Genomic DNA, 21,302 nt, shown 5'->3' on the forward strand with positions numbered 1-21,302 from the left:
TTAGGCGTCTAAACCCTTTTTGCGGAAAATGTTTGAAAACTTCAAAAATAGGAAATGTATATTCTGTTAATATCTATTTCTTATAAAAGGCGGGAATTGAGATGGAAAACCAACAAAAATTAACCGCGCTGCTGGGCTGGAGCCTGCCGGCAATCGAGGCAATTGACAAACTTAACAGACCTTATGTGGTCGTCGGGCCGCCCGACTTCCAGAAGTTCGCTTCGGAAAACGGCATACAATTCGTACCCTGGGATTTTGAACAGCTTAATGAGCGGTCAAATGAGCTGTACAAGAGACTCGCTGACCTGAATGTGAAGGTCGCTGTTCCAATTTATGAAGAAACCGTTGAATGGGCTGGAGCTCTTAATGCACACTTCAATGATGACCCCCGAATTTTCAACCGCTCCCTGCTCCTCCGGGATAAAGGCTTGATGAAGAGGAAGGCACAAATGGCCGGTATCAGGGTAGGTGTTTTCGAAGAAGCCTATTCCAAGGACGATGTCCACCGCTTCCTGAAACGAATGAACGAAGCCCTTATCAAAATGGACGGGGATGTTAATGACCCGATCCATGTTAAACCCCTTAACAAGGCTGGCACGGTCGGCCACAGGCTCATTCGTGATGCCCAGGATATCGACTTGATGGGTGAGACTGAATTTCCATGCTTGATGGAAAGCCATCTGGATGGTCAGGAATTTTCATGTGAAGCTTTCATCCACAATGGGAAGATCAGATTCCTGAATATTACGGAATATGTGAAACTGGGACACTCCAACTTTGTACCTGCTTCTCCTGCATTGGAGGAATGGCGGCCAAGGATTCATCAGGAGATTCAGAAGCTCGTCGATTCCTTCGAAATCAAATACGGAGTCATTCATCCCGAATTCTTCATTGCCGCTGACGGCACCCTGAATTTTGGCGAAGTGGCAGCCCGTGTACCAGGCGGCCACATTTTTGAATTAATTGAACGCGCTTACGGATTCAGTGCTTTCCAGGCCCAGATTATCTGCAGCGACCCGGATACAACGGAAGAGGAGCTTGAAAAGTTCTTCCCTGAGGAAGTCACTTCTGCAAAAGGGTACGCGGGGAGCCTGATGGTATATCCGCGCGTGAAGTTCATAGAAAAGCTGACTGTGCCGGAAGAGCTTAAGAGCAATCCCTACTTTGAACGACATGATATGTTCATTCCTGTTACCTCAAAGGTTGCTGAGCGTGTCGGCTTCGGAAACCACTACGGTACCATCTTCTTCTTCGGCGAAGACAGTGCGAAAATGAGGAGTTTAATGCAGCAATACGAGAAATATGACTTTTATGTATAACGCTTCCTCCTTCTGGAAACGGCTTCAAGCCCGCTTCTCCAGGGAGTCGGGGACAAGCGGCGGTGCTTCTGCCGAAGAGGCGCCTGCAAATGCGGACAGGCCGCTCGCCATTTCCCTGCTGGAAGCGGACAAGCCGCCTGAACAATTACTATCTTCAACACAAGTGACTGGGGGAAAAAGAAAAATGAGTGCTGAAACAATGACTCTTAATAATAAATTTGAGGCTGCCCTCCAAACTCTTCAGCAGGCAAAGCCTTTTGCCAAAAGCATGTATCAGACCAATGTATTTCAATTGGCAATCGAGCTTGCAGCTGAAGAAGAAGGATTGCAGGCATTATACCAGAACGCAGCAATCTACGATGATGCCGGCGTGTTTCATGCAGGACCATGGGAAGATGCTTCAAAGCTGCAGCCCCCTCTTGTAGGAGGGTCCCTTAAGCTGAAGGGTGTCAATTCAATCATTGAACTGCTGAGTGAAATGAGGATGCTGTCCATCGCGAAAGGTGAATATACACACCTGAAAATAACAGCTGCGGAAGCAAGGTCTTTCCTGAATGAAGTGCTGGCGCTGAACCTTGATCTTCTATTCCCGCCTGAAACAGAGGCTGCCCGGGTTGAATCAGGGGAACACCTGGAGCGGGCGGAACGCCTATTCCAGTTCCTCGGCAAGGAACTATCCTTCAATGCGATAGCCGGGAAGATCGTTGGGGAAATCGAACGACTTACCGTCCAGCGGCCAATCATGACAGGCAGGATAAAAGAAATGATTGAAATGGCTAAAAATATGGTGGAGTCCGATATAGATGAAAATTCCAGGCAGACGCTGATCAAATATGAAAAGGCCATTACTGCTCCCACTGGGCTGAGCAGCGAAGTATCAGGTGTCAGGGATTACCAGAGCCGTCTGAAGGAAGCGGAATCGGGGGATATCGAGGAGGAAGCGCGGATCTTTGCTGAATCAGCCAGGGAAACCGGCCTCATCTCGCCTTATCATGCGACGCTCATCCGCTTCCTGAACAGATCCAATTATGACCTGCTCAGTACCGCCCTCGATCTGAATGAAACCGGAACAGCAAGCCTCAATGCAAATAAAGAATTGATACGCGACATCATCCTGCTGTCGGTATACCCAGAGACATGCCAGTCGATATATGGACTCGGCAGGATGCTCGACAGGGGCGTTCTTACCCAGGAGCCTTTGATTCCTGCCATACGCCGCCTCCTGGAACTTGATATCCACCCAGAAGTGAAGAGGGCGCTGCTTTCTCCTGAGTTCAGGCGCAATGGAATCTCAGCCAATGGCGTTTTGGTGTCAGGTGTACTCAGTGTACTCGGCCAGCCGCTCGGAGTCGGCCAGGGTCTGAACCCTACCTGCCAGTCAGCAAGGGCCATCAGCCTTTGGGCTCAGCATGGAATCGGCCAGCTTCTCGAGCATATTGCCCGCGGTGCAAGGGATAATGACATTGACATGACGTTTGAAGGCGAAGTCATCAATTCCAGCCAGCTGGATGGCGGAGTGGCAGGAGGAGAAATCCATCTGGAGCTTGATCCGGTCTCGAAGGTATTGGTGCCGCATCTGGACAAAATCTATAATGAAATGATGAAAAAGACACTGCTGCGGGGAGAAGACGGCCATAAGTGGGTAAACCCTGAGTTTTACGGAGAATGGATTCCACGCGGATTTTCCAACCTTATTGATCCCGTAACCGGGTATGTGTCTGACTTTGATGCTTTTGTCCGGTTATTCTATTCCACCCACCATCCGGATTATAATGAGGGCTATGAACTGATCTATCCAAATCCCGTCGGCATTTACATTACGAATGTGCATGGAGACCTGCTCGGACTTCATGCAGTATCCATCCAGAGAATCGCTGAAGACGAGAATGGCGAATTTAGAATTTATTTCTATAATCCCAATAATGACAGCGGCCAGAACTGGGGACAAGGTATTCAGCCAAGCGTTACAGGCAACGGCGAGATGGAAGGAGAATGTTCTCTCCCATTTAATGAATTTGTCTCAAGGATGTATGCATTCCATTACAACCCGTATGAACAGGGCGATACCTATATGGTGGATGACAGCATCATCAATGAAATTAAGGAAATTGCATTAGGAAGCTGGGGGAAAACATATACCTGGGCTTAAATGATGGTAGAACTATGATAAACAGGAGAGACCTGTGAAGCAGCCGCTTCACAGGTCTCTCCTGTTTTCATATTAGAACAGCTCCCACTTTTAAGCCCATTCTTCTTTTCTTCAATATTATTTTGTAAATTAATCCCTCCATTTGTCTATACTATAATAAATCCCCGTAAGAGAGGAGTGAAGGTGTGGGCCTGCCTCACCATCGAACAGAAAATGAATTGGCAGAACTTGTGTATCTTTTTCAGAAGGAAAAAATGTTAAGAAAAAGCATAATCCGCGAACAGATAATAACTGCCGCCTCCTCCCTGACCCTGTCACATACCGGACTTGAAATTTTGTATCAATACGGCCCTTCACTTGATGAGCATGGTTTTTTCCTTGGAACCCCATGGGAGCATATGTCTGATTTGAAACCTCCTCTTGTAAGGGGCACCCTTGAATCGGGAAATTATACAGCCATCCTTGAGACAATCAGCAACTTAAGAATTCTTTCTGCAGCAATAGACAGCCTCCCGCAGAAAAAGATCAATCCCCAGGCTGCAAGGGACTATTTAAATGAAGTAATTGGTTTGAACCTGGATACTCTCTTTGGCCCGGACACCGAGCAGGCAAGAATCCAGAACATAGATTATCCACAAACACGGACACTACTATCCTATATCTTGACCCGATACTCACCTCCAGACGCACTCGACTATTTATTGAAGGAAATTGAAAAGCTTTCTGTCCAGAGGCCCATCATCACGGATAAAATAGAACAGCTGATCAACACCGGGATAAGACTCCTGCCAGAAGACAAGGGGGCTTTCGAAAAGTTTTCTGTTTATCAAAAAGCTGTGGAAGGGCCTTCTCCTTCTTTATACGAGTCCATCCTGTATGATTCAATTGGAGGAAAGGCAGATTTTGAAGCTATTAAGAATGTGGCTGAAGAGATGGCGGCTTCCATGAAAGCCACCGGCCTGGTCAGCAAGGTGCATGCTGAACTTGCAGTATATGTGAACAAAACAGCACCCTCATTGAACCGATACATCCTTGGACTGGGAAAGGCGGGAATCAGCCAGCTTGCAGACAATGCCCCCCTTATCAGCGCACTGATGGACTCAGCCATCACCCCTGAAACCCGCCAGGCTTTATACGGTCTCTCTCTCCTGCTGGATCGTAACATCCTTACTCCTGTGACCGGATTGAAGCTTGAGGGGCTGCTGAATTCACCGCCATGTTCATCATCAGCTGACATTATGAAAAAAGTATTTAATGCCGTTAATGAAGAAGCAGCCCGAGGCCGCCTTTTATCAGGAACAATAAGCGCATTGGGACAGCCGCTCGGAATTGCTCAGGGACACAATCCTTCATGCCAATCAACAAGGGCCTTGAGTTATTGGTCCCAGACAAATCCTTCCCTGCTCCTTCAATATATCGGGGATGTCTGGACGAGAGGTTATCTGGAAATGGAGTTTGAAGGGCTCATGATCAGCTCGGAAAAACTGGAGAAGAAGCAGTTGAATTACAGTATCGCGATGGATCCCATTTCCGTCCTGCTGCTTCCGCACCTCGATGCCGTTTATAGTCTGATGCTGAAATATGCTGGACTAAGGGCAGAAGATCCGCATAAATGGGTGAATCCTTCCTTTTATCAAGAAGGCATTCTTCAAAATTTTGCTGATAGAAATACGGCAATACTTTTTACCGAGCTGTTTTATTATTATTACCATCCGGTCAATATCAACCTGTTCAGTCCTGTCCTGCCCCAGCCGGCCGGTATCGTCATCTATGACAGGAACGATGAGCCGCTCGGCGCACATGCGGTCCTGATACAGCGGACCGCATATGACCCTCAGGGTGAAGCCAGGGTTTACTTTTATAATCCTAATAATGACAGCAAGCAGCAGTGGGGCCGGGAGATGGATGTCACGGTTTCCGGACATGGCGAGCAGCATGGAGAGGCTTCACTTCCCTTTGCCCAGTTCACAAAATGCTTATATGCCTTTCACTATTAAGGACTGCCTGCTTAGGTGAATAATCTAACGGCATATTCTTCATAAAACAAACATGAGTTTTCCACTCGCGATTCACGCTTGGATAGGAACCTGGATAAGAGCAGGAGCAGGAACAAACACAATAAGGCGGTGGAGCGGATTAAGGCACTGGAATGCCAGCAGGATAAATGATGTTCACACTTATCTGCAGGAAGATTTATGTTACATGCAGCTCCGCCCCATTTCCACAGAATAAAACCAGACGGCCATTCCTGGCACAGTCTGGTTTTATTCGTTCAATCTAGATTATGCAGTGCATCTTCTATAGTCGAATCACCCTGTACGATATCGAAGGCACGATTATACACCTTCTCCTCCTGCAATGAAGCGAGAATGGCTGCCGCTACATCCTCGCGGGGGATTGATCCTCTCTCAAGATTGCTCGCAGCCTTCACCTTCCCTGAACCTGGTTCATTCAATAAGGCACCAGGCCGGATGATGGTATAAGTAAGGCCGCTTTCTTTCAGCACTCGGTCAGCATAATACTTGGCTGCATAATACGGCTTAATTTCTTCGTTCCAGTTTTCCCGGTTATCTGCCTGAAGGGCACTGAGCATGACAAACCTGTCAATTCCCGCCTTCTTGGCTGCTTCCATGGTTTTGACTGCCCCATCCAGGTCGATCAATAATGTTTTATCGTATCCTTTGCCGCCGGCTCCAGCGGAGAATACAACGGCTTCACAGCCTTCTGCAGCCTCGGCGATTGCCTCAGGAGTGTCTTCTAGATTAGCAATCACTGTTTCTGCTCCTAATTCTTTAAAATAACCCGCCTGCTCTTCTTTGCGGACCATCGCACGAACATCATGTGTTTGATCTTCCACCAGCATTTTGACAAGCTTCTTCCCTACCTGTCCATTTGCACCAACTACTAAAACCTTCATAATCAATCTCCTTTCATGCATATCTGTTATATTCCAAAATAGCCTCGCACTCCATACTTTACCTATTTTCTTGAAATTCAAACAAGGTCATACATCCAGTCTTTTCCTGAGGCCGGCTTAAAGATGAATGATCACCCAAGTATTTTTAATATTTAGCAGGCCCTCTGGATAAGGCAGGTATTTTTATGCCTTCTGTCTAATTATGTATACACTGCCTTATAGGTAAGGGGGAGCAAAGATGGACAAGGCATTAGAGAGCCTAGGTAAAAAAATTATACATACCAGCAGTGTGTTAGCCGAATCAGTTGTTCAGAATCATAAAGCTGACATGGTGTACAGAATCCTTGGCATGAACCTGGAGGATAGCAGCTGCATGCTTCAGCAGTTTTTCAAATGTATCGGTGAATCACTTGCCGAAGGTGACCAGGAAGCTGGCAATAACCTCGCCGCCCTGGCTGACATATTCGGCCAGCGGGCCATACAGGCAGAAATTTCCCTGGACCTGACCTACAATTTCATCTTCACTCTCCGTTCAGTCATACTGGAATTTATAAACGAGGCTTATCCCGAAATAGACAGCCGCAAAGAACTCCTCTCCATTATAAAACATCTGGATATCATGTTTAATATGCTCTTCAATGTCATAGCCAAGCTCTATATCGACAGCTATTCCATCACCAAGTTTGCCCTAGATGAGTCAGCGGGGACCTTGAGCATCACCCTGAAGGAATTGGCAGATTTAAAGAATGCACTGAACGAGGCCACGATTTTTGCCATAACCGGAAAGAAAGATGAGATTCTCTATGTAAATGAACATTTTTGCGAAATCACGAAATATACAAGAAACGAACTGATTGGCCAGAACCATTCCATCCTGAACTCAGGCCACCATCCTGTCTCCTTCTTCAGAGAAATATGGGAAGCCATCCAGGAGGGCAGGATATGGAAGGGAGAGATTTTGAATAAGGCAAAAGACGGGACACTTTACTGGGTCGATACCACCATTGTCCCCTTCATGGATGAACAGGGCCGGGCCTATCAGCATATTTCCATCCAATATGATATTACCGAAAAGAAAAAGACTGAAGAAGTCCTGGGAAAAGCCGAGAAGCTGTCCCTTGTCGGAGAACTGGCCGCAGGCATTGCCCATGAAATCCGCAACCCCCTCACTACCATAAAAGGCTTTGTCCAGCTGTTGAAAAACACCCCGGATGAAAGCAAGCTGCTGTATGCCGACACTATACTCGAGGAAATTGACCGGATCAATTATATCGTGAGCGAATTCATGGTCTTTGCCAAGCCGCACGCTGTCTACTTCAGCAGCTGCAATATCTGTGAAATCCTGCAGAGTGTCATCAGCCTGCTTGAGGCCGAGGCCGCACTGAAGGGTGTCATCATTACCTATCAGGGCAGCGGGGATGCGGTCATTTATGGCGAGCGGAATCAATTAAAGCAGGTTTTCCTCAATTTGATAAAGAATGCAATCGAAGCCATGCCCCACGGCGGGGAAGTCCGCCTGGCGGCCGGAAATGCTGGCAGCGCCGTAACCGTGACCATTGAGGACACTGGTATCGGGATGTCACAGGAGCAGATCAAGAGACTTGGCGAACCCTTTAACACAACAAAGCCGGCAGGCAATGGCCTGGGGCTGATGGTAAGTTACAAAATCATCCACAACCATCATGGAACCATACTGGTGGAGAGCGAGTCAGAAAAAGGCACGCGCTTTCACATATCATTCCCTATGAATCATCCAGGCTAAAAACCAAAAAGGGGCATCACCCAAGCTTCACTTACGGGAGAGCCTGCCTTTAGCCCAAGCAGCCCTCCCGTAAGTTACGCTAAAGCGATGCCTCCGCCCCTAGCCTTATTTCAATTCATCTATTTTCTTCCGGATGGATTTAATTTGTTCGAGGTCCGCCGTTTCCCCATTTAAAAGATCTCCCAGCTTCAGCTCCAGCTGAAGCCTTTGGTTTACAGCAGCCTGCCCGTCGGAATCTCTTGCTTCGTGGTTTTCCCATTCAGGATAGGTTCCTTTAAAATCCAGCACCTTTCCAGGAGTGACGCTGATCACCCGGGTAGAAACCTTCCTAAGCATATATGGATCATGGGAAACAATCACAACAGAGCCGTCGTACGAGAGGAGGGCCGTTTCTATTTGCTCACGGGCACTTATATCCAGATAATTGGCCGGCTCATCCAGGATCAGAAGGTTGGAGTCAGAAAAATAGAGCTTAACAAAAGCGACCCTGCATTTTTCACCCATACTCAAATCCCTGATTTTCTTATACACATCGTCCCTCCTGAAGAGAAAGCAGGCTAATATTGTCCTTGCATCCTCTTCGGTAATCTCTTTTATTTGGAGGATTTCCTGGAGGATTGTATTCTCCAGCCCAAGTTCTTCAAGCTCCTGCATGAAGTAGCCGGTCTTCAGCTGGGGATTTCTTTTGACAGCACCGCTGTCAGGGGAAAGTTTCCCTGTCAAAAGCTTGAGCAGGGTCGTTTTACCGGCACCATTGGGTCCGATGACCGCTATGCGCTCTCCCCGGCTGATGGATAAATTCATATTTTCATAAAGTGGTGTTCCTTCATTATAAGAAAAAGAAACTCCTTCAAGCGCTACTATCCTTTTACTGTCTATAGCATCACTGCTGAAAGCAGCTTTGATTCCCCTTGCCGCCTGAGGCTTATCGACTCTCCTTGATTCCAGCCTCTCGAGCTGTTTTTCCTTTGCCTTGACCTTGGCGGCCTGCCTCCCTGCCTGCTTTTGTGCATAAGGATTGCGGACAGAAGCGAAATTGGAGGCTTTCTGGTACCACTGTTTATAGTTCTGTATAATTTCAAGCAGCTTTTTCTTTTCCTGTTTCTGCTTTTCATACAAAGCTGCATGCGCCTTTCGCTCTTCATCCCTTAGCTCTTTATACCGAGAATATCCCCCCTGATATCTCTTAGCGCCGTTTTTGGTAAGCTCATAGGTAACCGAAGCTGTACGGTCTATGAAATCACGTTCATGGGAAATGAATAAAACGGTTCCTTTATAGGAAGAAAGCCAATCGGCCAGCCAGTCCACCGACGCAGAATCCAGGTGATTGGTCGGCTCATCCAGGATGAGAAGCTTCGGCTTTTTCACCGTCAGATCTGCAAGCTTTACCCTTGTTTTTTGACCGCCGCTTAACCGGTTGAAAGACTCCTTCCAAAGTCCTTCCGGAATGCCCACTTCCTTCAGTGCCCGTTCAATATCGAGCTCCCATTCATATCCCCCCATTTCGGTGTAGGACTGCAGCATGTTCGTGTAACCTTCCACGAATTCTTGGGAGTGCTGATGCTCCTGCCACACTTTTTGACACTCATCAAGCTTTTCCTTCAGGGAGGATAGACGCGGCTGCCCTTTTTGAATGTATTGAAGTACATTCAAGCTGCCGTCGGCTTCTTCATCCATCATCCATCCGATTTCTTCCTTTTTCACTCCCCAGCTGATACTTCCCTCTGTAATCGGGATTTTGCCATGCAAGGCTTTTAACAAGGTTGTTTTGCCGGCGCCATTTTCACCGAGCAGCGCCGTCCGGTCCCCTTCTTCGATTTCAAGGCTGATATTTTTCAAAATGATGATTCCATTTAACTCAACGGTCAATTGATTGGCTGCTAATAAACGCATATATAACCCCTCCATTTTCATTGCATTTAAATACGCAAAAAAAGCACAGGCCTCTGCCCGTGCTTTTAAATGGATGAGTAAATAGAGAAAACAGAGCCTCCGGTTATCAACTGGAAGCTTTCATATAAATGAATATATGCTGCTATCTAAAAATAGACATACGTATCCTATTCTCTCCCGCGCGGGCAGGTCACTTTTTTGCTATAAAATTGATCAGCGAAAAAAGTTATCGGATATCCATAGCGTCTATTTTAGATGCCTCCTTCAGTGTATTCCAATTTATTATACACTATATGGTTTTTGGGGAATAGCGGTTACTGCTTTTTTTCATACTTGTCAGGGTTTGTCCCAAATCTTTCGTTCCTGTTCAGCGAGTCGATCTGATTCATCTCGCCTTCTGTTAGTGAAAAATCAAAGATATCAATATTTTCCTTGATTCTAGCAGGCATCACTGATTTTGGGATCGGAATGACTCCATTTTGAAGATGCCATCTCAAGATGACCTGAGCTGGCGTCTTTTTATATCCTTCTCCAATTTTAACCAGAACAGGTTCATCCAGGAGCTTTCCTTTGCCGATGGGTGCCCACGCTTCAACGGCAATATTTTTGTCACGGCAGAAACTTCTTGTTTCCATCTGGGATAACCTTGGGTGCAGCTCGATTTGATTGATCACCGGCACGTGCTTTGCCGCCGCTAACAGGTTTTCAAGATGATGGGTGTGAAAATTACTGACTCCGATAACCTTGATCCTGCCTTCCTCATATAAGCGCTCCATTGCCCGCCAGGTATCTGCATATTTACCGCTTACCGGCCAGTGAATGAGATAGAGATCCAGATATTCCAGCCCCAATTTAGAAAGCGATTCATCAAAGGCACGCAGTGTTTGATCATATCCCTGATCCTCATTCCAAACCTTCGAGGTAATAAAAAGCGACTCCCGCGGAATCCCAGAGTTCTTGATGGCTTGTCCCACGCCTTCTTCGTTCTGATAGATGGCAGCCGTGTCGATCAGCCGGTAACCTGCCCCGAGTGCCTCTGTCACCGATTCCACTGTCTCCGTCCCCGCCTCAACCTTATAAACTCCAAATCCGATTGCCGGCATTTTAACACCATTATACAATGTGATGGCGGATTCTTGTGGAAAGTCCATACCTGAACCCCTCCCGCTAAAAATATGTATATAAACTTTATTAGTTTACCCTTCTTTTACCCTTTTAGCCAATTAAAAGAGGACAGCCCTATTTCTGGGAAATAGGACTGTCCCTCCTCACATACCGGCGGAGCGCTTCAGTCTCTCAACAATTTTCATGAAATCCTCATCCGAGATGCCGGGAGCAAATTCCTCCGGGAGATCTCCGTAATCCGGCACCTCTGCTCCCTTAGGTGTGCCGGCAAATACTTCAAGCGGCAGGCCGTCTGTCGGGTGCGTGCCCTTCCATATCTGGGTGATCTGCTGATAATCCCTGCTGCTGAATGTATACAGCCTGGTATGGAGCCCGGCTGCCTCGAACTTCCTCGCATGATCAAAAGCCTTGTTATCAAGATTTGGAATGGGAAACATTTTAGTCACATCCACCCCTGTTGCCATTTCAAGCCCCTTCGCGTAGGCCAGGATGTGCACGCCGCCCCTCACAAGCAGGTAACCGATCATTTCTCTGGCTACCGGATTGTCTGTAATTTCATACACTCTCATTTTATTGGTGCGCGCCCCGCATTCAAGAAAAAAATTATGAAGGAAATCAAATATCAGGTTCCCGCTGTTCACTACATACTCCCCGTTCCAGGGTCTTCCCTGGGCATCGATTGGAAGTGCGGATTGTGCACTGTCGATGAAATGCAGCGCTATCCGGTCAGCATTCCCATTCCTAAGCGGCGTGCTGTCCGGGTCACCAGGCTCCGTGGTGCCTTCCAGACATAAGTTGATCGCATGGGCAACAAGCTCCATATGCCCAAATTCCTCTGCCGTGATCGACGCAACAAGTTCATAAAAGGGACGCAGCTTTTTCTTTCTCCGGAAGTTGAAGGACTGAAACATATAGTTATTGAAGGTGGACATTTCCCCGAACTTCCCGCCAAGAAGCTGCTGGAGATTGGCTGCAGCTGACGGATCCGGCCTTGGAGTCCTGGGGAGTTCAATCGCGATTCGATCCATTCTTTTGATCATGGTGAGCACTCCCATTCATGAAGTATGAATTCTTTGGCCCTTGTGGCTATTGTAGAAAAAGGTTGATCTCAGCTCCACTGTGAAAGAGCCATTCTTTTATACTTCTATGAACAGCATCACCTGAATATTCCGGTTTTCCCCTGCACCTGCAGAGTTCAATATTTTGTTTAGGGAGTTTATCCTGGAGCAGAAAGGGAATTTTACTGTAAACGTAAATACGGTGTAAATTTTGTGTCTGTGAAGTCAATTTGCAAAGTTTTCTGCATACTTAATGTTAAGTTTTTGTAAATTTTCTGTCGAACGCTATCTTTTTTGTCGAAGAATTTTATAGAATTGATTAGCAAATACTATTTCTAATTAATTTGGATGAAAAACGGGGGTACTAAAACATGGTATTTAAGTCAAAACAAGATAAGTTTGCAGCTCTGCTCATCAACATTTCTGAGAACATTAAAGTCAGTGCAGATTATTTTGCCGATTACAAGCTCAAGAACATCAGTGATTTAAAGGTATTTGCAGATACAATGAAAGACTATGAGCATAAAGGCGATTCATATGTACATGAGACGATCAAAGAACTGAACAATGCATTCATCACGCCAATCGAACGTGAGGATATCCTGCTCCTCGCCATGACCATGGATGATGTATTGGATGGCCTTGAGAGCACGTCAGCCCTATTCGAAGTATATTCTGTCGTCAATGCAGATGATTATATGCTGAAGTTTGTGGATGCCATCCGCGACTGTGCATACGAAATCGAGAAATCGGTCGCCCTGCTCACGAACAAAAAGAAATTCGTCCAAATTCGCGAGCACGCCATTAAAATAAAAGAGCTTGAATCTACTTGTGACTCAATCTTAAGACAATCGATCAAAAATCTTTTTGCAACGGAAAAGGATCCTATCCGCATTATTCAATACAAAGAGATATATGAAAATCTTGAAGAAATTGCAGACAGCTGCCAGTCTGTAGCCAATGCACTTGAAACCATTGTAATGAAAAATGCGTAAGGAGTTTTAGTCCATATGGATACTTTACTAATATTAACAATCCTGATTGTAGTTGGCGCACTAGCCTTTGACTTCATCAACGGATTCCATGATACAGCCAATGCCATTGCAACTGCTGTCTCTACAAAGGCGCTTAAGCCGCGGCACGCCATCATCCTTGCTGCGACCATGAACTTTGTTGGTGCGATGACATTCACCGGAGTTGCAAAGACCATCACGAAGGACATCGTAGATCCCTTCACACTACACAACGGTTCGGTAGTAATCCTGGCGGCACTTATAGCGGGGATAACCTGGAACCTGATTACCTGGTATTACGGGATACCAAGCAGTTCGTCACACGCCATCATCGGCTCAATCGCAGGCGCTGCCATTGCTTCAGCCGGCTTTGATTCCATTAAATGGGGCGGTTTCGGAAAAATTGCTCAGGCGCTCATCATCTCGCCTATCCTTGCCTTTGTTATTGGTTTCATTGTATACAGCATTTTTAAAGTGGTATTCAAAGGTGCCAATCTGCCAAAGACAAACCAAAGATTCCGTTATATCCAGATTGCAACGGCTGCGCTTCAGTCTTATACCCATGGTACGAACGATGCGCAGAAGGCAATGGGAATCATCACGATGGCCCTGATTGCCAATAACTATGTAACTTCAACTGACATCCCGCTTTGGGTCCAGGTGTCCTGTGCGCTCGCAATGGGGCTTGGAACATCTGTCGGCGGTTGGAAAATCATCAAGACTGTCGGCGGTCAGATCATGAAAATCCGCCCGGTCAACGGCGTTGCAGCCGACATAACAAGTGCTGCTATCATCTTTGGTGCCACTTATATCCACCTGCCGGTAAGTACAACCCATGTTATCGCTTCATCAATCCTTGGTGTCGGCTCTGCCCACCGGGTGAAGGGCGTTAAATGGGGTACAGCGCAGCGCATGATCATCACCTGGTTCATCACCCTGCCGATATCGGCTACACTCGCCGGGTTGATCTACCTGCTGCTTGACCTTATATTTTAAAAGATGAGAATGGCCCGGTACCCGGTGCCATTCTTTTTTTTCGGGAAATAACCCGGGAAATAGGGACAGTCCCCCAAAAGAAATGATATTATTTATGTAAGTAAATCTATTGATTTGGAGAATATTTATGGGTAATTTTTCTGAGCTGCACGGGATTTTTCAGGGCCTGCACGGCGATCTTGAGGCTTTTGCCGACCGTGTGAGCTCTTATCTTGGTTGTCCGGTCACAATCGAAGATTCGAATCACCGCCTGCTTGCTTACAGCATGCATGATGACAGAACGGATAAAGCCAGGATATCGACAATCATCGGCCGCCGGGTCCCGGAAAAGGTGATCAGCAGTCTCTGGAAGGAAGGCATCATTCCGCAGCTGCTTAAGGACCCTTCGCCTGTTAAGGTCCCTTCCATCAGCGATGTGGGGCTAGGTAACAGGGCCGCTGTCTCGATCTGGAAAAACGATGAAGTCCTTGGCTTCATCTGGGCACTGGAAGTGGAGAAGCCTTTCAGTGAAAACGATATGCTCTTCCTGCAGTATGCAGCCAAAGAAGCACGGAGTCAGCTGCTGCAAGTCCAATCAAGAAAAAACCGGAAAATTGAAAGTGACCAGGAGCTGCTATGGCAGCTCCTTACCGGACATTTCCAGGATGAAAAAACAGTAAGGGAGAAGTTCAAGGGGCACACAGCGTTGATTCCCCAGTCTTTTTCCATCCTGGTCTTTGAATTTCCTGAAGATATATCCTATGAACGGGAAAAACAGATTTCCTATATGCTGACGACCACTCAAAGGATCAAGGCGGAAATTTTCACTGCTGATAAAAACAGGCTGATTATCCTGGCAAGCCTTAAGGAAGCCCCGCCGGCCGCTGAGGAACTTTTTCTTTTCACCGAAGGCTTCATCTCACAGATGAATACAAGGTTCAATGCCGGAACCATTGAAGGCGGAGCCGGTTCCATCATCCTAAACCTGACCGACAGCAAACAAAGCTATCAGGAAGCCTTGCAGGTGCTTTCGCTGCGGCAGATGTTTCCACATGATACAGAGAAGGTTTTTTTATACAGTCAGCTTGGAGTCTTAAGGTTCTTGGAGACTCTCTATATAAACCGAAACAAAAATTATCAGAATCCACACCTGGCATGCCTGCTTGACTATGACAGCAGGCATCAGACCGAATTATTCACCACCCTTAAAACGTATCTGGAAAAAGACAGCAATCCTAATGAAACGGCTAAAGCGCTGCATATTCATGTCAATACACTCACCTACCGCCTCAAGCGCATCACGGACGTCGGGACCCTTAACCTGAAAGAACCGCTGCAAAAAGTCGGCCTCTACCTTGACCTGAAGCTCATGCAGTATGACAGCCTGAAAAAAAGCCGGAACGGATAGCCGGAAGCCATTTGTGGAATTCCACAAATGGCTCTTTTTATATTCTTCTCTTCACACAAAGAAACTTTGATTGTAAGCGCTTATACTGTTTGTACAAAGGTTAAAATACTGAAAATGGACTAGTAATCCCATTAGGTTAGACAACCTTGATTAGGAGGAATATCACATGCGTATAGGTGTACCCGCTGAAATTAAAAATAATGAGAACCGTGTCGCCCTGACACCTGCTGGTGTATACACACTTACACAATCCGGCCACGAAGTGCTTGTAGAAAACAATGCCGGCCTTGGCAGCGGCTTCACGAATGAACAATACAGAGCTGAAGGTGCAACAATCGTTGAATCAGCTGCTGATGTCTGGAAAGAAGCAGAAATGATTATGAAGGTGAAGGAACCCCTTCAAAGTGAATATAAATATTTCCGAAAAGATTTAATCCTGTTTACGTACCTTCATCTGGCAGCAGAGCCGGAGCTTGCGAAGTCCCTTAAGGATAATGGCGTGTTTGCCATCGCGTATGAAACAGTGACAGTCAACCGCACTCTCCCGCTCCTGACTCCGATGAGTGAAGTGGCCGGAAGGATGGCATCCCAAATCGGCGCCCAATTCTTAGAAAAGCCTCATGGCGGCAAAGGAATCCTCCTTGCTGGTGTGCCCGGAGTCAAACGCGGCAAGGTTACGGTCATTGGCGGCGGTGTAGTTGGGACAAATGCTGCCAAGATTGCCGTCGGTCTTGGTGCTGATGTAACAATGATCGATCTCAGCCCTGAGCGTCTCCGCCAGCTGGATGATATCTTTGGAAATTCCATCCAAACCCTGATATCGAACCCATTCAACATCGCTGAAGCTGTTGCAGAATCAGACCTCGTTGTCGGAGCTGTTCTGATTCCTGGTGCAAAGGCGCCGAAGCTTGTGACAGAAGAAATGGTAAAAGCAATGACTCCCGGCTCGGTGATTGTGGACGTTGCAATTGATCAGGGCGGCATTTTTGAAACGGTCGACCATATCACAACACATGATGACCCAACTTACGTAAAACACGGCGTTGTTCATTATGCGGTTGCCAATATGCCTGGTGCTGTACCACGCACCTCCACCATTGCCTTGACCAACGTGACTGTGCCTTATGCCCTGCAGATTGCAAATAAGGGTGCCAAGCAGGCAGTACTTGAGAATCCTGCACTTGCAGCAGGCGTCAATGTAGTAAACGGTGAAGTGACGTATGAAGCAGTTGCCAATGATCTTGGTTTTTCATATATGGATCTGAAGCTTGCACTGGACAGGGATTTCGTTCAGGCATAATAAATGCGAAGAGTCCGGCCTTTTGCCGGACTCTTTCTCTTGGTTATCGCAGGATACCAGTTGATTTGATTTCCACCTCGGTATGGACCTCAAACTTTGCCTTATCATAAATCCTGGCCCACTCCTCCTGTTCATCCCTCTTCCAATGCTCAGCCTGGTACCGGAATCCAAAACCGATTGGATCTACCTTGTGTTTTCTGATTTTCTCCAGAAGATCCAGGACTCTGACATTAAAATCCGTTTCAATGATAGAGCTTGCCTCCTTCTGCTTCTTTTCAGTAAAATAGCCTTCCTGCCGGTCTTCCTCAAGCACACCATTAATCTTTATATTAAATTTGATCTTTGGCCAGCTTCCTCCATGAATTTTATACTTAGCTTTAGTCGATTCAGCATTTATGCTGTATTTTGTCTTTCCATTGGTTGTGGCCGTAAAGCTTGAGGTGGTATCTTCATTCACCAGCAGATTATAGAGCCTGGTTTCATCAGGAGTAAGCCCGACCCTTACTTTTTCGTCATTCAGGAGAACAGCCCTGTCGATGATCAGTGAATCACTTCCGGCCGCCTTAACTACGGGAAGCACTGGATCCCAGCCATATTCACTTATTTTCCTCTGCATATCAAATAAGAATTCCCGGACCAAAAAAGGCGACTCACTTCCTTCCCTTCCGAGCATATTGATGAGATATCCCGCCGGCACACGTTCGGACATGGGCTTCACGGCGAGCACCTTTTTTGCACTCGGATCGCCGACGGCTATGTAAGAAATCATCTGGATATCACGGCGTCTCTGGGCCCAATAAAGAACGGGCTTTACATCCTCATTCAGCAGGCCTTTTCCAAGGATGATAACTTTGGTATGGCCGAAATCCAGTTCTTTATCCATTTTGGACTTCGCCCGCCTCACCGCTTCAGCCAGGCTTCCCGCCTTCACTGACAAAACCGTAAATTCACCCAGACCCGCTTTCGGATCTCCGGTTGGGAGAGCAATCTTAAAGCTCACTTCCACTTTATTCGGTTCGTCCACCTTATCTACACCCAGCGTGACGACAAAGGCCCGCTTCTCTACATCCCGAACGTTGCAGCCGCTGAGAAGGGAAAGAATACATACACATATCAATAGCCTCTTCATGCTTTCTTCACCCTCCAGACAGCAAAGAATAATACCATAAGCAGAAGTACTTCAGAGAGAAACCGGACCCTGATAAACCAATTTCCAAAGCTCAGGAAAGAGAATTGATCCATATGAATTAAAAAAAAGGATCCTATGGTAAACCCGCCAAGAAGGATAAAGTTTTTCCATTTAAACTCCCTGGATTCTTTTTTGAAGAACACTCCCTGCATCATTCTCAGCCCCACATGCCAGAAGAGAATGACCGCCGAAAGGGAAACGGTTATATAAAACAGGTAAAAAATGAACATCAGGCGTTCCACTATGAAATATTTAATCTGGATCGAGTCGACTGTTGTCATCCATGGGTAGATGTGGTGCTTTACCCCGTCAATGCCGTTATAGGCAATCGGAACGAGAAATGACAGCAGCAGCAGGAACAGCAGCCCTGTTATTACAAGCCATAAGCGTTTGATTTTTACATCTTCAAAGAGTCTGTTAAAGACAACTAAATTGACATACCCGCTGAAAATAAAGGTCCCGGCAGCTATGGTCGTATACGGCGGAATATCAATTGAATCAGTCAGAACCTCCCTGACGGTGTCCCAGCTGAAATATTGGTTGATCAGCACTTTAAATAAAAAATAAATGACCAGCGGGATATTAATAACAATAACGGTTTCAATCACGGTCAGGATGGAGTATGACTCTACCTGGCAGGCAAAGAGGATCAGCAGTAAAAAACCGGCTATCAGAACATACGGATTCACATCGGGCGTTATATACCGGTGCGTTATATCCACAAGGGAAACCAGGGTTATGGCCCCAAACACATACCAGTGCAAAGAGAAAAAGATTATGAGCCCGCCCCTGATGAATTTTGGCAAGACGGGCTCTAAAATTTCAGATAAGTCTTTCCCTGGAAATTTATTGATTGTTTTGGTAAACAGGAGGATTATCAGTCCTCCAATGATGGCTGAAACAATGATGGCAATCAGGCTCCCATCATTGTTGACCAGTATCCTGGGAACAAAGTTGATGGAATTCACAAAGGCGTTGACAACAAATAGATAGTAAATATATCGTTTATTAACCATATGTCTTGCCCTTTCTGCTGTTTTCATCGGCCAGCACATTGAAATATGGTCTGTTAAAGCTCCGCATCTGTGATAAATAAACCACGACTGCTAAAAAACCGAGAACGATGCCGACCAGGCCAAAGATGGAAGCAAGCGCTAAAAACCCATATCTCAAAACCCTCACTGTAAAATTCATCATATTGATTGGAATCACAAAGTTGGTGATGGCCACCGCTGATACAAGGATAATCATGACACTGCCCACGAGCCCCGCTTCTGTTGCGGCTGTCCCAAGGATCAGGCCTCCGACTGTCGTTGCGGTCGGTCCTATCGTCTTTGGCAGACGGATACTCGCTTCAATCAAAAATTCCACCATAATCAGCATCAAAAGGACTTCAATGATAGCAGGATATGGTACATTCGCCCGCGTCCCGGCAATCATCAAGGTAATCTGTACCCGGAGGATTTCAGGATTATAGGAGGCAAAGGCCACATAAAAGGCAGGCAGCGTCAGGGTTGCAAGCAGGCCTGCATACCGGAGTGCCTTTAAAAACCAGCCGACCAGGGGCAGCTGTATGCGGTCATCCATCGCCGCAAAAAAGTCATGGAAAATGGAAGGCGCAATCAGGGAGAATTTAGTCTTATCGAGCACAATGCCGATCTTGCCCACCGACAGTCCCTTCACCATCCGGTCCGGCCTCTCGGTCACCAGGGTGGTTGGAAAGATATCAAAGGTCCTGCCGGAAAGCTCCTGCTCCAATTCCCCAGCCGAGATCAGCATTTCCACATCAACCTCAGAAAGCCTTTTCTTGACCTCTTCAAGCACTTCTTTATCGACCTTTGTAGTATCATACACAATGCCAACCGACGTCTGGGAAATAGATCCCAGAGTCTGCAGCTCAACTTTTAGGTTGGCAGATTGATACCGATGCCTGATCAGATTGAGGTTCACTTCAAGGTTCTCAGTAAAGGCATCAGTCGATCCCTGCACATTCACTTCAGCTGTCGCTTCAGAAACGGTGCTTCCTGCAACCTTCTTCATCTGGACGATATAAACCCGGTCTTCCGTAAAAATGGACACATAGCCTTTCAATACCTGGGTAAGCATTTCCTCCTGATCCTTTGGTTCCGTTGCAGCAGGAAAGGAAGTCACAAATTCCTCGAATTCCTGAATGGAGTCTGTTTCAAAAAAAGGGGTGATCAGAAACCTGTAAATGACGCTTGAGTCGGTTACACTTTTCAGGTACAAAAGGGTGGCCCTTTTATCCTTTACGCTGAGTTCCCTGTCTTCAAAGTCAATGCAGTCAGTCATTTTCTCCCTAAGCCATTTTTTCATCTGTTCTACTTCTTGTTTTGATTTTGCTGCCATACGGGCACCTCCAGTCCGAAAGCGAATCATCCTGACAGCCATGACTCCCATTTCCGTTTATCGATAAAACTAGCCTTCCTCAAACCGGGAAAGATTATGAAATAAAATGGAGAGGAAGCTCTGTTTCATTTTTTAGGATTAGTGGAATCATGATAGAAGGAATTTTTCTCAGAAGAAAGCGGGAAACTGGGGGGATGATGTGGACAACTTAGAAGGAATACAAGAGCCGATAAGCGCGGATTTTTTTCAGCTTCCGACCCTGGAGCTTGCAAAGGAACTGCTCGGCTGCCTGCTTGTAAAAGAAACATCCGCAGGCACCGCCTCGGGAATCATAGTTGAGACGGAAGCTTATATGGGGCCGATGGACAGGGCTGCACACAGCTATCAGAACCGGCGCACAAAAAGGACAGAGATTATGTTCGGGGAATCCGGCTCCATTTATACCTATGTGATGCACACGCACTGCCTCGTCAATGTGGTCAGCGGCGGCGCCGGCAATCCGGAAGCAGTCCTGATTCGTGCTGTTGAGCCTGTGTCGGGTTTGGATCTGATGAAGGAACGCAGAGGGATGCTGGACCCTGCTGGCCTCACCAACGGTCCAGGTAAGCTGACAAAGGCGCTGGGCATTACGATGGAAGACTATGGGGGACACTTTACCAGACCGCCCCTGTATTTAGCTGAAGGAATACATCCTGAGGCCATCTCCACCGGGAAGCGGGTTGGCATCGCTAATTCCGGTGAGGCTGTCCATTATCCCTGGAGGTTTTGGATTACAGGCAGCCGGTATGTATCGCGCAATTCAGGAGTCAGGGGATATTGATTTTCCG

16 protein-coding genes are annotated in these 21,302 nt (G+C 46.8%); 9 read left to right on the forward strand and 7 right to left on the reverse strand.

Going from position 1 to position 21,302, the window contains the following annotated elements:
- The first annotated feature begins 101 nt into the window (after nucleotides 1-101).
- The 3 genes from V1498_RS17385 (at nucleotide 102) to V1498_RS17395 (ending at nucleotide 5,465) form a co-directional block, all read left to right on the forward strand.
- Nucleotides 102-1,319, forward strand: a complete 1,218-nt coding sequence (locus V1498_RS17385; RefSeq protein WP_409294976.1) for an acetyl-CoA carboxylase biotin carboxylase subunit family protein — start codon at nucleotides 102-104, stop codon at nucleotides 1,317-1,319.
- The gene (locus tag V1498_RS17390; protein WP_409294978.1) at nucleotides 1,303-3,468 is read left to right on the forward strand and encodes a hypothetical protein; all 2,166 of its coding nucleotides are present in this window, start codon (nucleotides 1,303-1,305) and stop codon (nucleotides 3,466-3,468) included. Before V1498_RS17385 ends, V1498_RS17390 begins: the two co-directional genes overlap by 17 nt.
- Before the next feature lie 254 nt (nucleotides 3,469-3,722).
- Nucleotides 3,723-5,465 (forward strand): hypothetical protein, encoded by a 1,743-nt coding sequence (locus tag V1498_RS17395; protein ID WP_409294979.1) that lies wholly within the window; start codon nucleotides 3,723-3,725, stop codon nucleotides 5,463-5,465.
- 275 nt (nucleotides 5,466-5,740) lie between these two features.
- Here V1498_RS17395 and V1498_RS17400 read toward each other — a convergent pair whose 3' ends face one another.
- Complete coding sequence (locus tag V1498_RS17400) at nucleotides 5,741-6,385, reverse strand: SDR family oxidoreductase (protein WP_409294981.1); 645 nt, start codon at nucleotides 6,383-6,385, stop codon at nucleotides 5,741-5,743.
- A gap of 238 nt (nucleotides 6,386-6,623) precedes the next feature.
- Between V1498_RS17400 and V1498_RS17405 the strand changes: the two genes are divergently transcribed.
- Nucleotides 6,624-8,147 carry an ATP-binding protein gene (locus V1498_RS17405; protein ID WP_409294982.1) on the forward strand — a complete coding sequence of 508 codons (1,524 nt, stop codon included), beginning with the start codon at nucleotides 6,624-6,626 and terminating at the stop codon, nucleotides 8,145-8,147.
- A gap of 105 nt (nucleotides 8,148-8,252) precedes the next feature.
- Here the strand turns inward: V1498_RS17405 and abc-f are convergent, their stop codons facing one another.
- The 3 genes from abc-f to V1498_RS17420 all read right to left on the reverse strand — a co-directional run bounded on the left by abc-f (nucleotide 8,253) and on the right by V1498_RS17420 (nucleotide 12,205).
- Entirely contained in the window at nucleotides 8,253-10,040 is a 1,788-nt protein-coding gene (gene abc-f, locus V1498_RS17410; protein WP_409294984.1) for a ribosomal protection-like ABC-F family protein, read from the reverse strand.
- A 314-nt stretch (nucleotides 10,041-10,354) separates the two neighbouring features.
- Entirely contained in the window at nucleotides 10,355-11,191 is an 837-nt protein-coding gene (locus tag V1498_RS17415) for an aldo/keto reductase (RefSeq protein WP_409294986.1), read from the reverse strand.
- Nucleotides 11,192-11,308: 117 nt separating this feature from the next.
- Nucleotides 11,309-12,205, reverse strand: a complete 897-nt coding sequence (locus V1498_RS17420; RefSeq protein WP_409294988.1) for a manganese catalase family protein — start codon at nucleotides 12,203-12,205, stop codon at nucleotides 11,309-11,311.
- A gap of 389 nt (nucleotides 12,206-12,594) precedes the next feature.
- Here V1498_RS17420 and V1498_RS17425 point away from each other — a divergent pair, with 389 nt between their 5' ends.
- The 4 genes from V1498_RS17425 to ald all read left to right on the forward strand — a co-directional run bounded on the left by V1498_RS17425 (nucleotide 12,595) and on the right by ald (nucleotide 16,919).
- Nucleotides 12,595-13,218: a DUF47 domain-containing protein gene (locus V1498_RS17425; protein WP_409294989.1), complete on the forward strand. Its 624-nt coding sequence runs from the start codon at nucleotides 12,595-12,597 to the stop codon at nucleotides 13,216-13,218.
- Between the two features lie 15 nt (nucleotides 13,219-13,233).
- Complete coding sequence (locus V1498_RS17430) at nucleotides 13,234-14,232, forward strand: anion permease (protein ID WP_409294991.1); 999 nt, start codon at nucleotides 13,234-13,236, stop codon at nucleotides 14,230-14,232.
- Between the two features lie 127 nt (nucleotides 14,233-14,359).
- Nucleotides 14,360-15,619, forward strand: a complete 1,260-nt coding sequence (locus V1498_RS17435) for a PucR family transcriptional regulator (protein ID WP_409294992.1) — start codon at nucleotides 14,360-14,362, stop codon at nucleotides 15,617-15,619.
- Between the two features lie 166 nt (nucleotides 15,620-15,785).
- Nucleotides 15,786-16,919 (forward strand): alanine dehydrogenase, encoded by a 1,134-nt coding sequence (gene ald / locus V1498_RS17440; protein WP_409294994.1) that lies wholly within the window; start codon nucleotides 15,786-15,788, stop codon nucleotides 16,917-16,919.
- A 43-nt stretch (nucleotides 16,920-16,962) separates the two neighbouring features.
- Here ald and V1498_RS17445 read toward each other — a convergent pair whose 3' ends face one another.
- Genes V1498_RS17445 through V1498_RS17455 form a run of 3 tightly spaced genes read right to left on the reverse strand, consistent with a single transcriptional unit; the run spans nucleotide 16,963 to nucleotide 20,475 of the window.
- A complete protein-coding gene (locus V1498_RS17445; protein WP_409294996.1) occupies nucleotides 16,963-18,048 on the reverse strand; it encodes a Ger(x)C family spore germination protein in 1,086 nt (361 codons plus the stop codon).
- Nucleotides 18,045-19,124 (reverse strand): GerAB/ArcD/ProY family transporter, encoded by a 1,080-nt coding sequence (locus V1498_RS17450; protein ID WP_409294998.1) that lies wholly within the window; start codon nucleotides 19,122-19,124, stop codon nucleotides 18,045-18,047. Before V1498_RS17450 ends, V1498_RS17445 begins: the two co-directional genes overlap by 4 nt.
- Entirely contained in the window at nucleotides 19,117-20,475 is a 1,359-nt protein-coding gene (locus V1498_RS17455) for a spore germination protein (protein ID WP_409295000.1), read from the reverse strand. Before V1498_RS17455 ends, V1498_RS17450 begins: the two co-directional genes overlap by 8 nt.
- A gap of 199 nt (nucleotides 20,476-20,674) precedes the next feature.
- Here V1498_RS17455 and V1498_RS17460 point away from each other — a divergent pair, with 199 nt between their 5' ends.
- Entirely contained in the window at nucleotides 20,675-21,295 is a 621-nt protein-coding gene (locus tag V1498_RS17460; protein ID WP_409295001.1) for a DNA-3-methyladenine glycosylase, read from the forward strand.
- Nucleotides 21,296-21,302: the final 7 nt, after the last annotated feature.

This window comes from Paraperibacillus marinus (assembly GCF_046237605.1).
In the GTDB taxonomy this organism is placed as follows: Bacteria; Bacillota; Bacilli; order Bacillales; family DSM-1321; genus Paraperibacillus; species Paraperibacillus marinus.

Coding starts and splice junctions, on each gene's coding strand:
- V1498_RS17455 (WP_409295000.1), bottom strand. CDS start 20,475: ATGGCAGCAAAATCAAAACAAGAAGTAGAACAGATGAAAAAATGGCTT.
- V1498_RS17385 (WP_409294976.1), top strand. CDS start 102: ATGGAAAACCAACAAAAATTAACCGCGCTGCTGGGCTGGAGCCTGCCG.
- V1498_RS17430 (WP_409294991.1), top strand. CDS start 13,234: ATGGATACTTTACTAATATTAACAATCCTGATTGTAGTTGGCGCACTA.
- ald (WP_409294994.1), top strand. CDS start 15,786: ATGCGTATAGGTGTACCCGCTGAAATTAAAAATAATGAGAACCGTGTC.
- V1498_RS17425 (WP_409294989.1), top strand. CDS start 12,595: ATGGTATTTAAGTCAAAACAAGATAAGTTTGCAGCTCTGCTCATCAAC.
- V1498_RS17405 (WP_409294982.1), top strand. CDS start 6,624: ATGGACAAGGCATTAGAGAGCCTAGGTAAAAAAATTATACATACCAGC.
- V1498_RS17400 (WP_409294981.1), bottom strand. CDS start 6,385: ATGAAGGTTTTAGTAGTTGGTGCAAATGGACAGGTAGGGAAGAAGCTT.
- V1498_RS17435 (WP_409294992.1), top strand. CDS start 14,360: ATGGGTAATTTTTCTGAGCTGCACGGGATTTTTCAGGGCCTGCACGGC.
- V1498_RS17420 (WP_409294988.1), bottom strand. CDS start 12,205: ATGATCAAAAGAATGGATCGAATCGCGATTGAACTCCCCAGGACTCCA.
- abc-f (WP_409294984.1), bottom strand. CDS start 10,040: ATGCGTTTATTAGCAGCCAATCAATTGACCGTTGAGTTAAATGGAATC.
- V1498_RS17445 (WP_409294996.1), bottom strand. CDS start 18,048: ATGAAGAGGCTATTGATATGTGTATGTATTCTTTCCCTTCTCAGCGGC.
- V1498_RS17415 (WP_409294986.1), bottom strand. CDS start 11,191: ATGGACTTTCCACAAGAATCCGCCATCACATTGTATAATGGTGTTAAA.
- V1498_RS17390 (WP_409294978.1), top strand. CDS start 1,303: ATGACTTTTATGTATAACGCTTCCTCCTTCTGGAAACGGCTTCAAGCC.
- V1498_RS17450 (WP_409294998.1), bottom strand. CDS start 19,124: ATGGTTAATAAACGATATATTTACTATCTATTTGTTGTCAACGCCTTT.
- V1498_RS17395 (WP_409294979.1), top strand. CDS start 3,723: ATGTTAAGAAAAAGCATAATCCGCGAACAGATAATAACTGCCGCCTCC.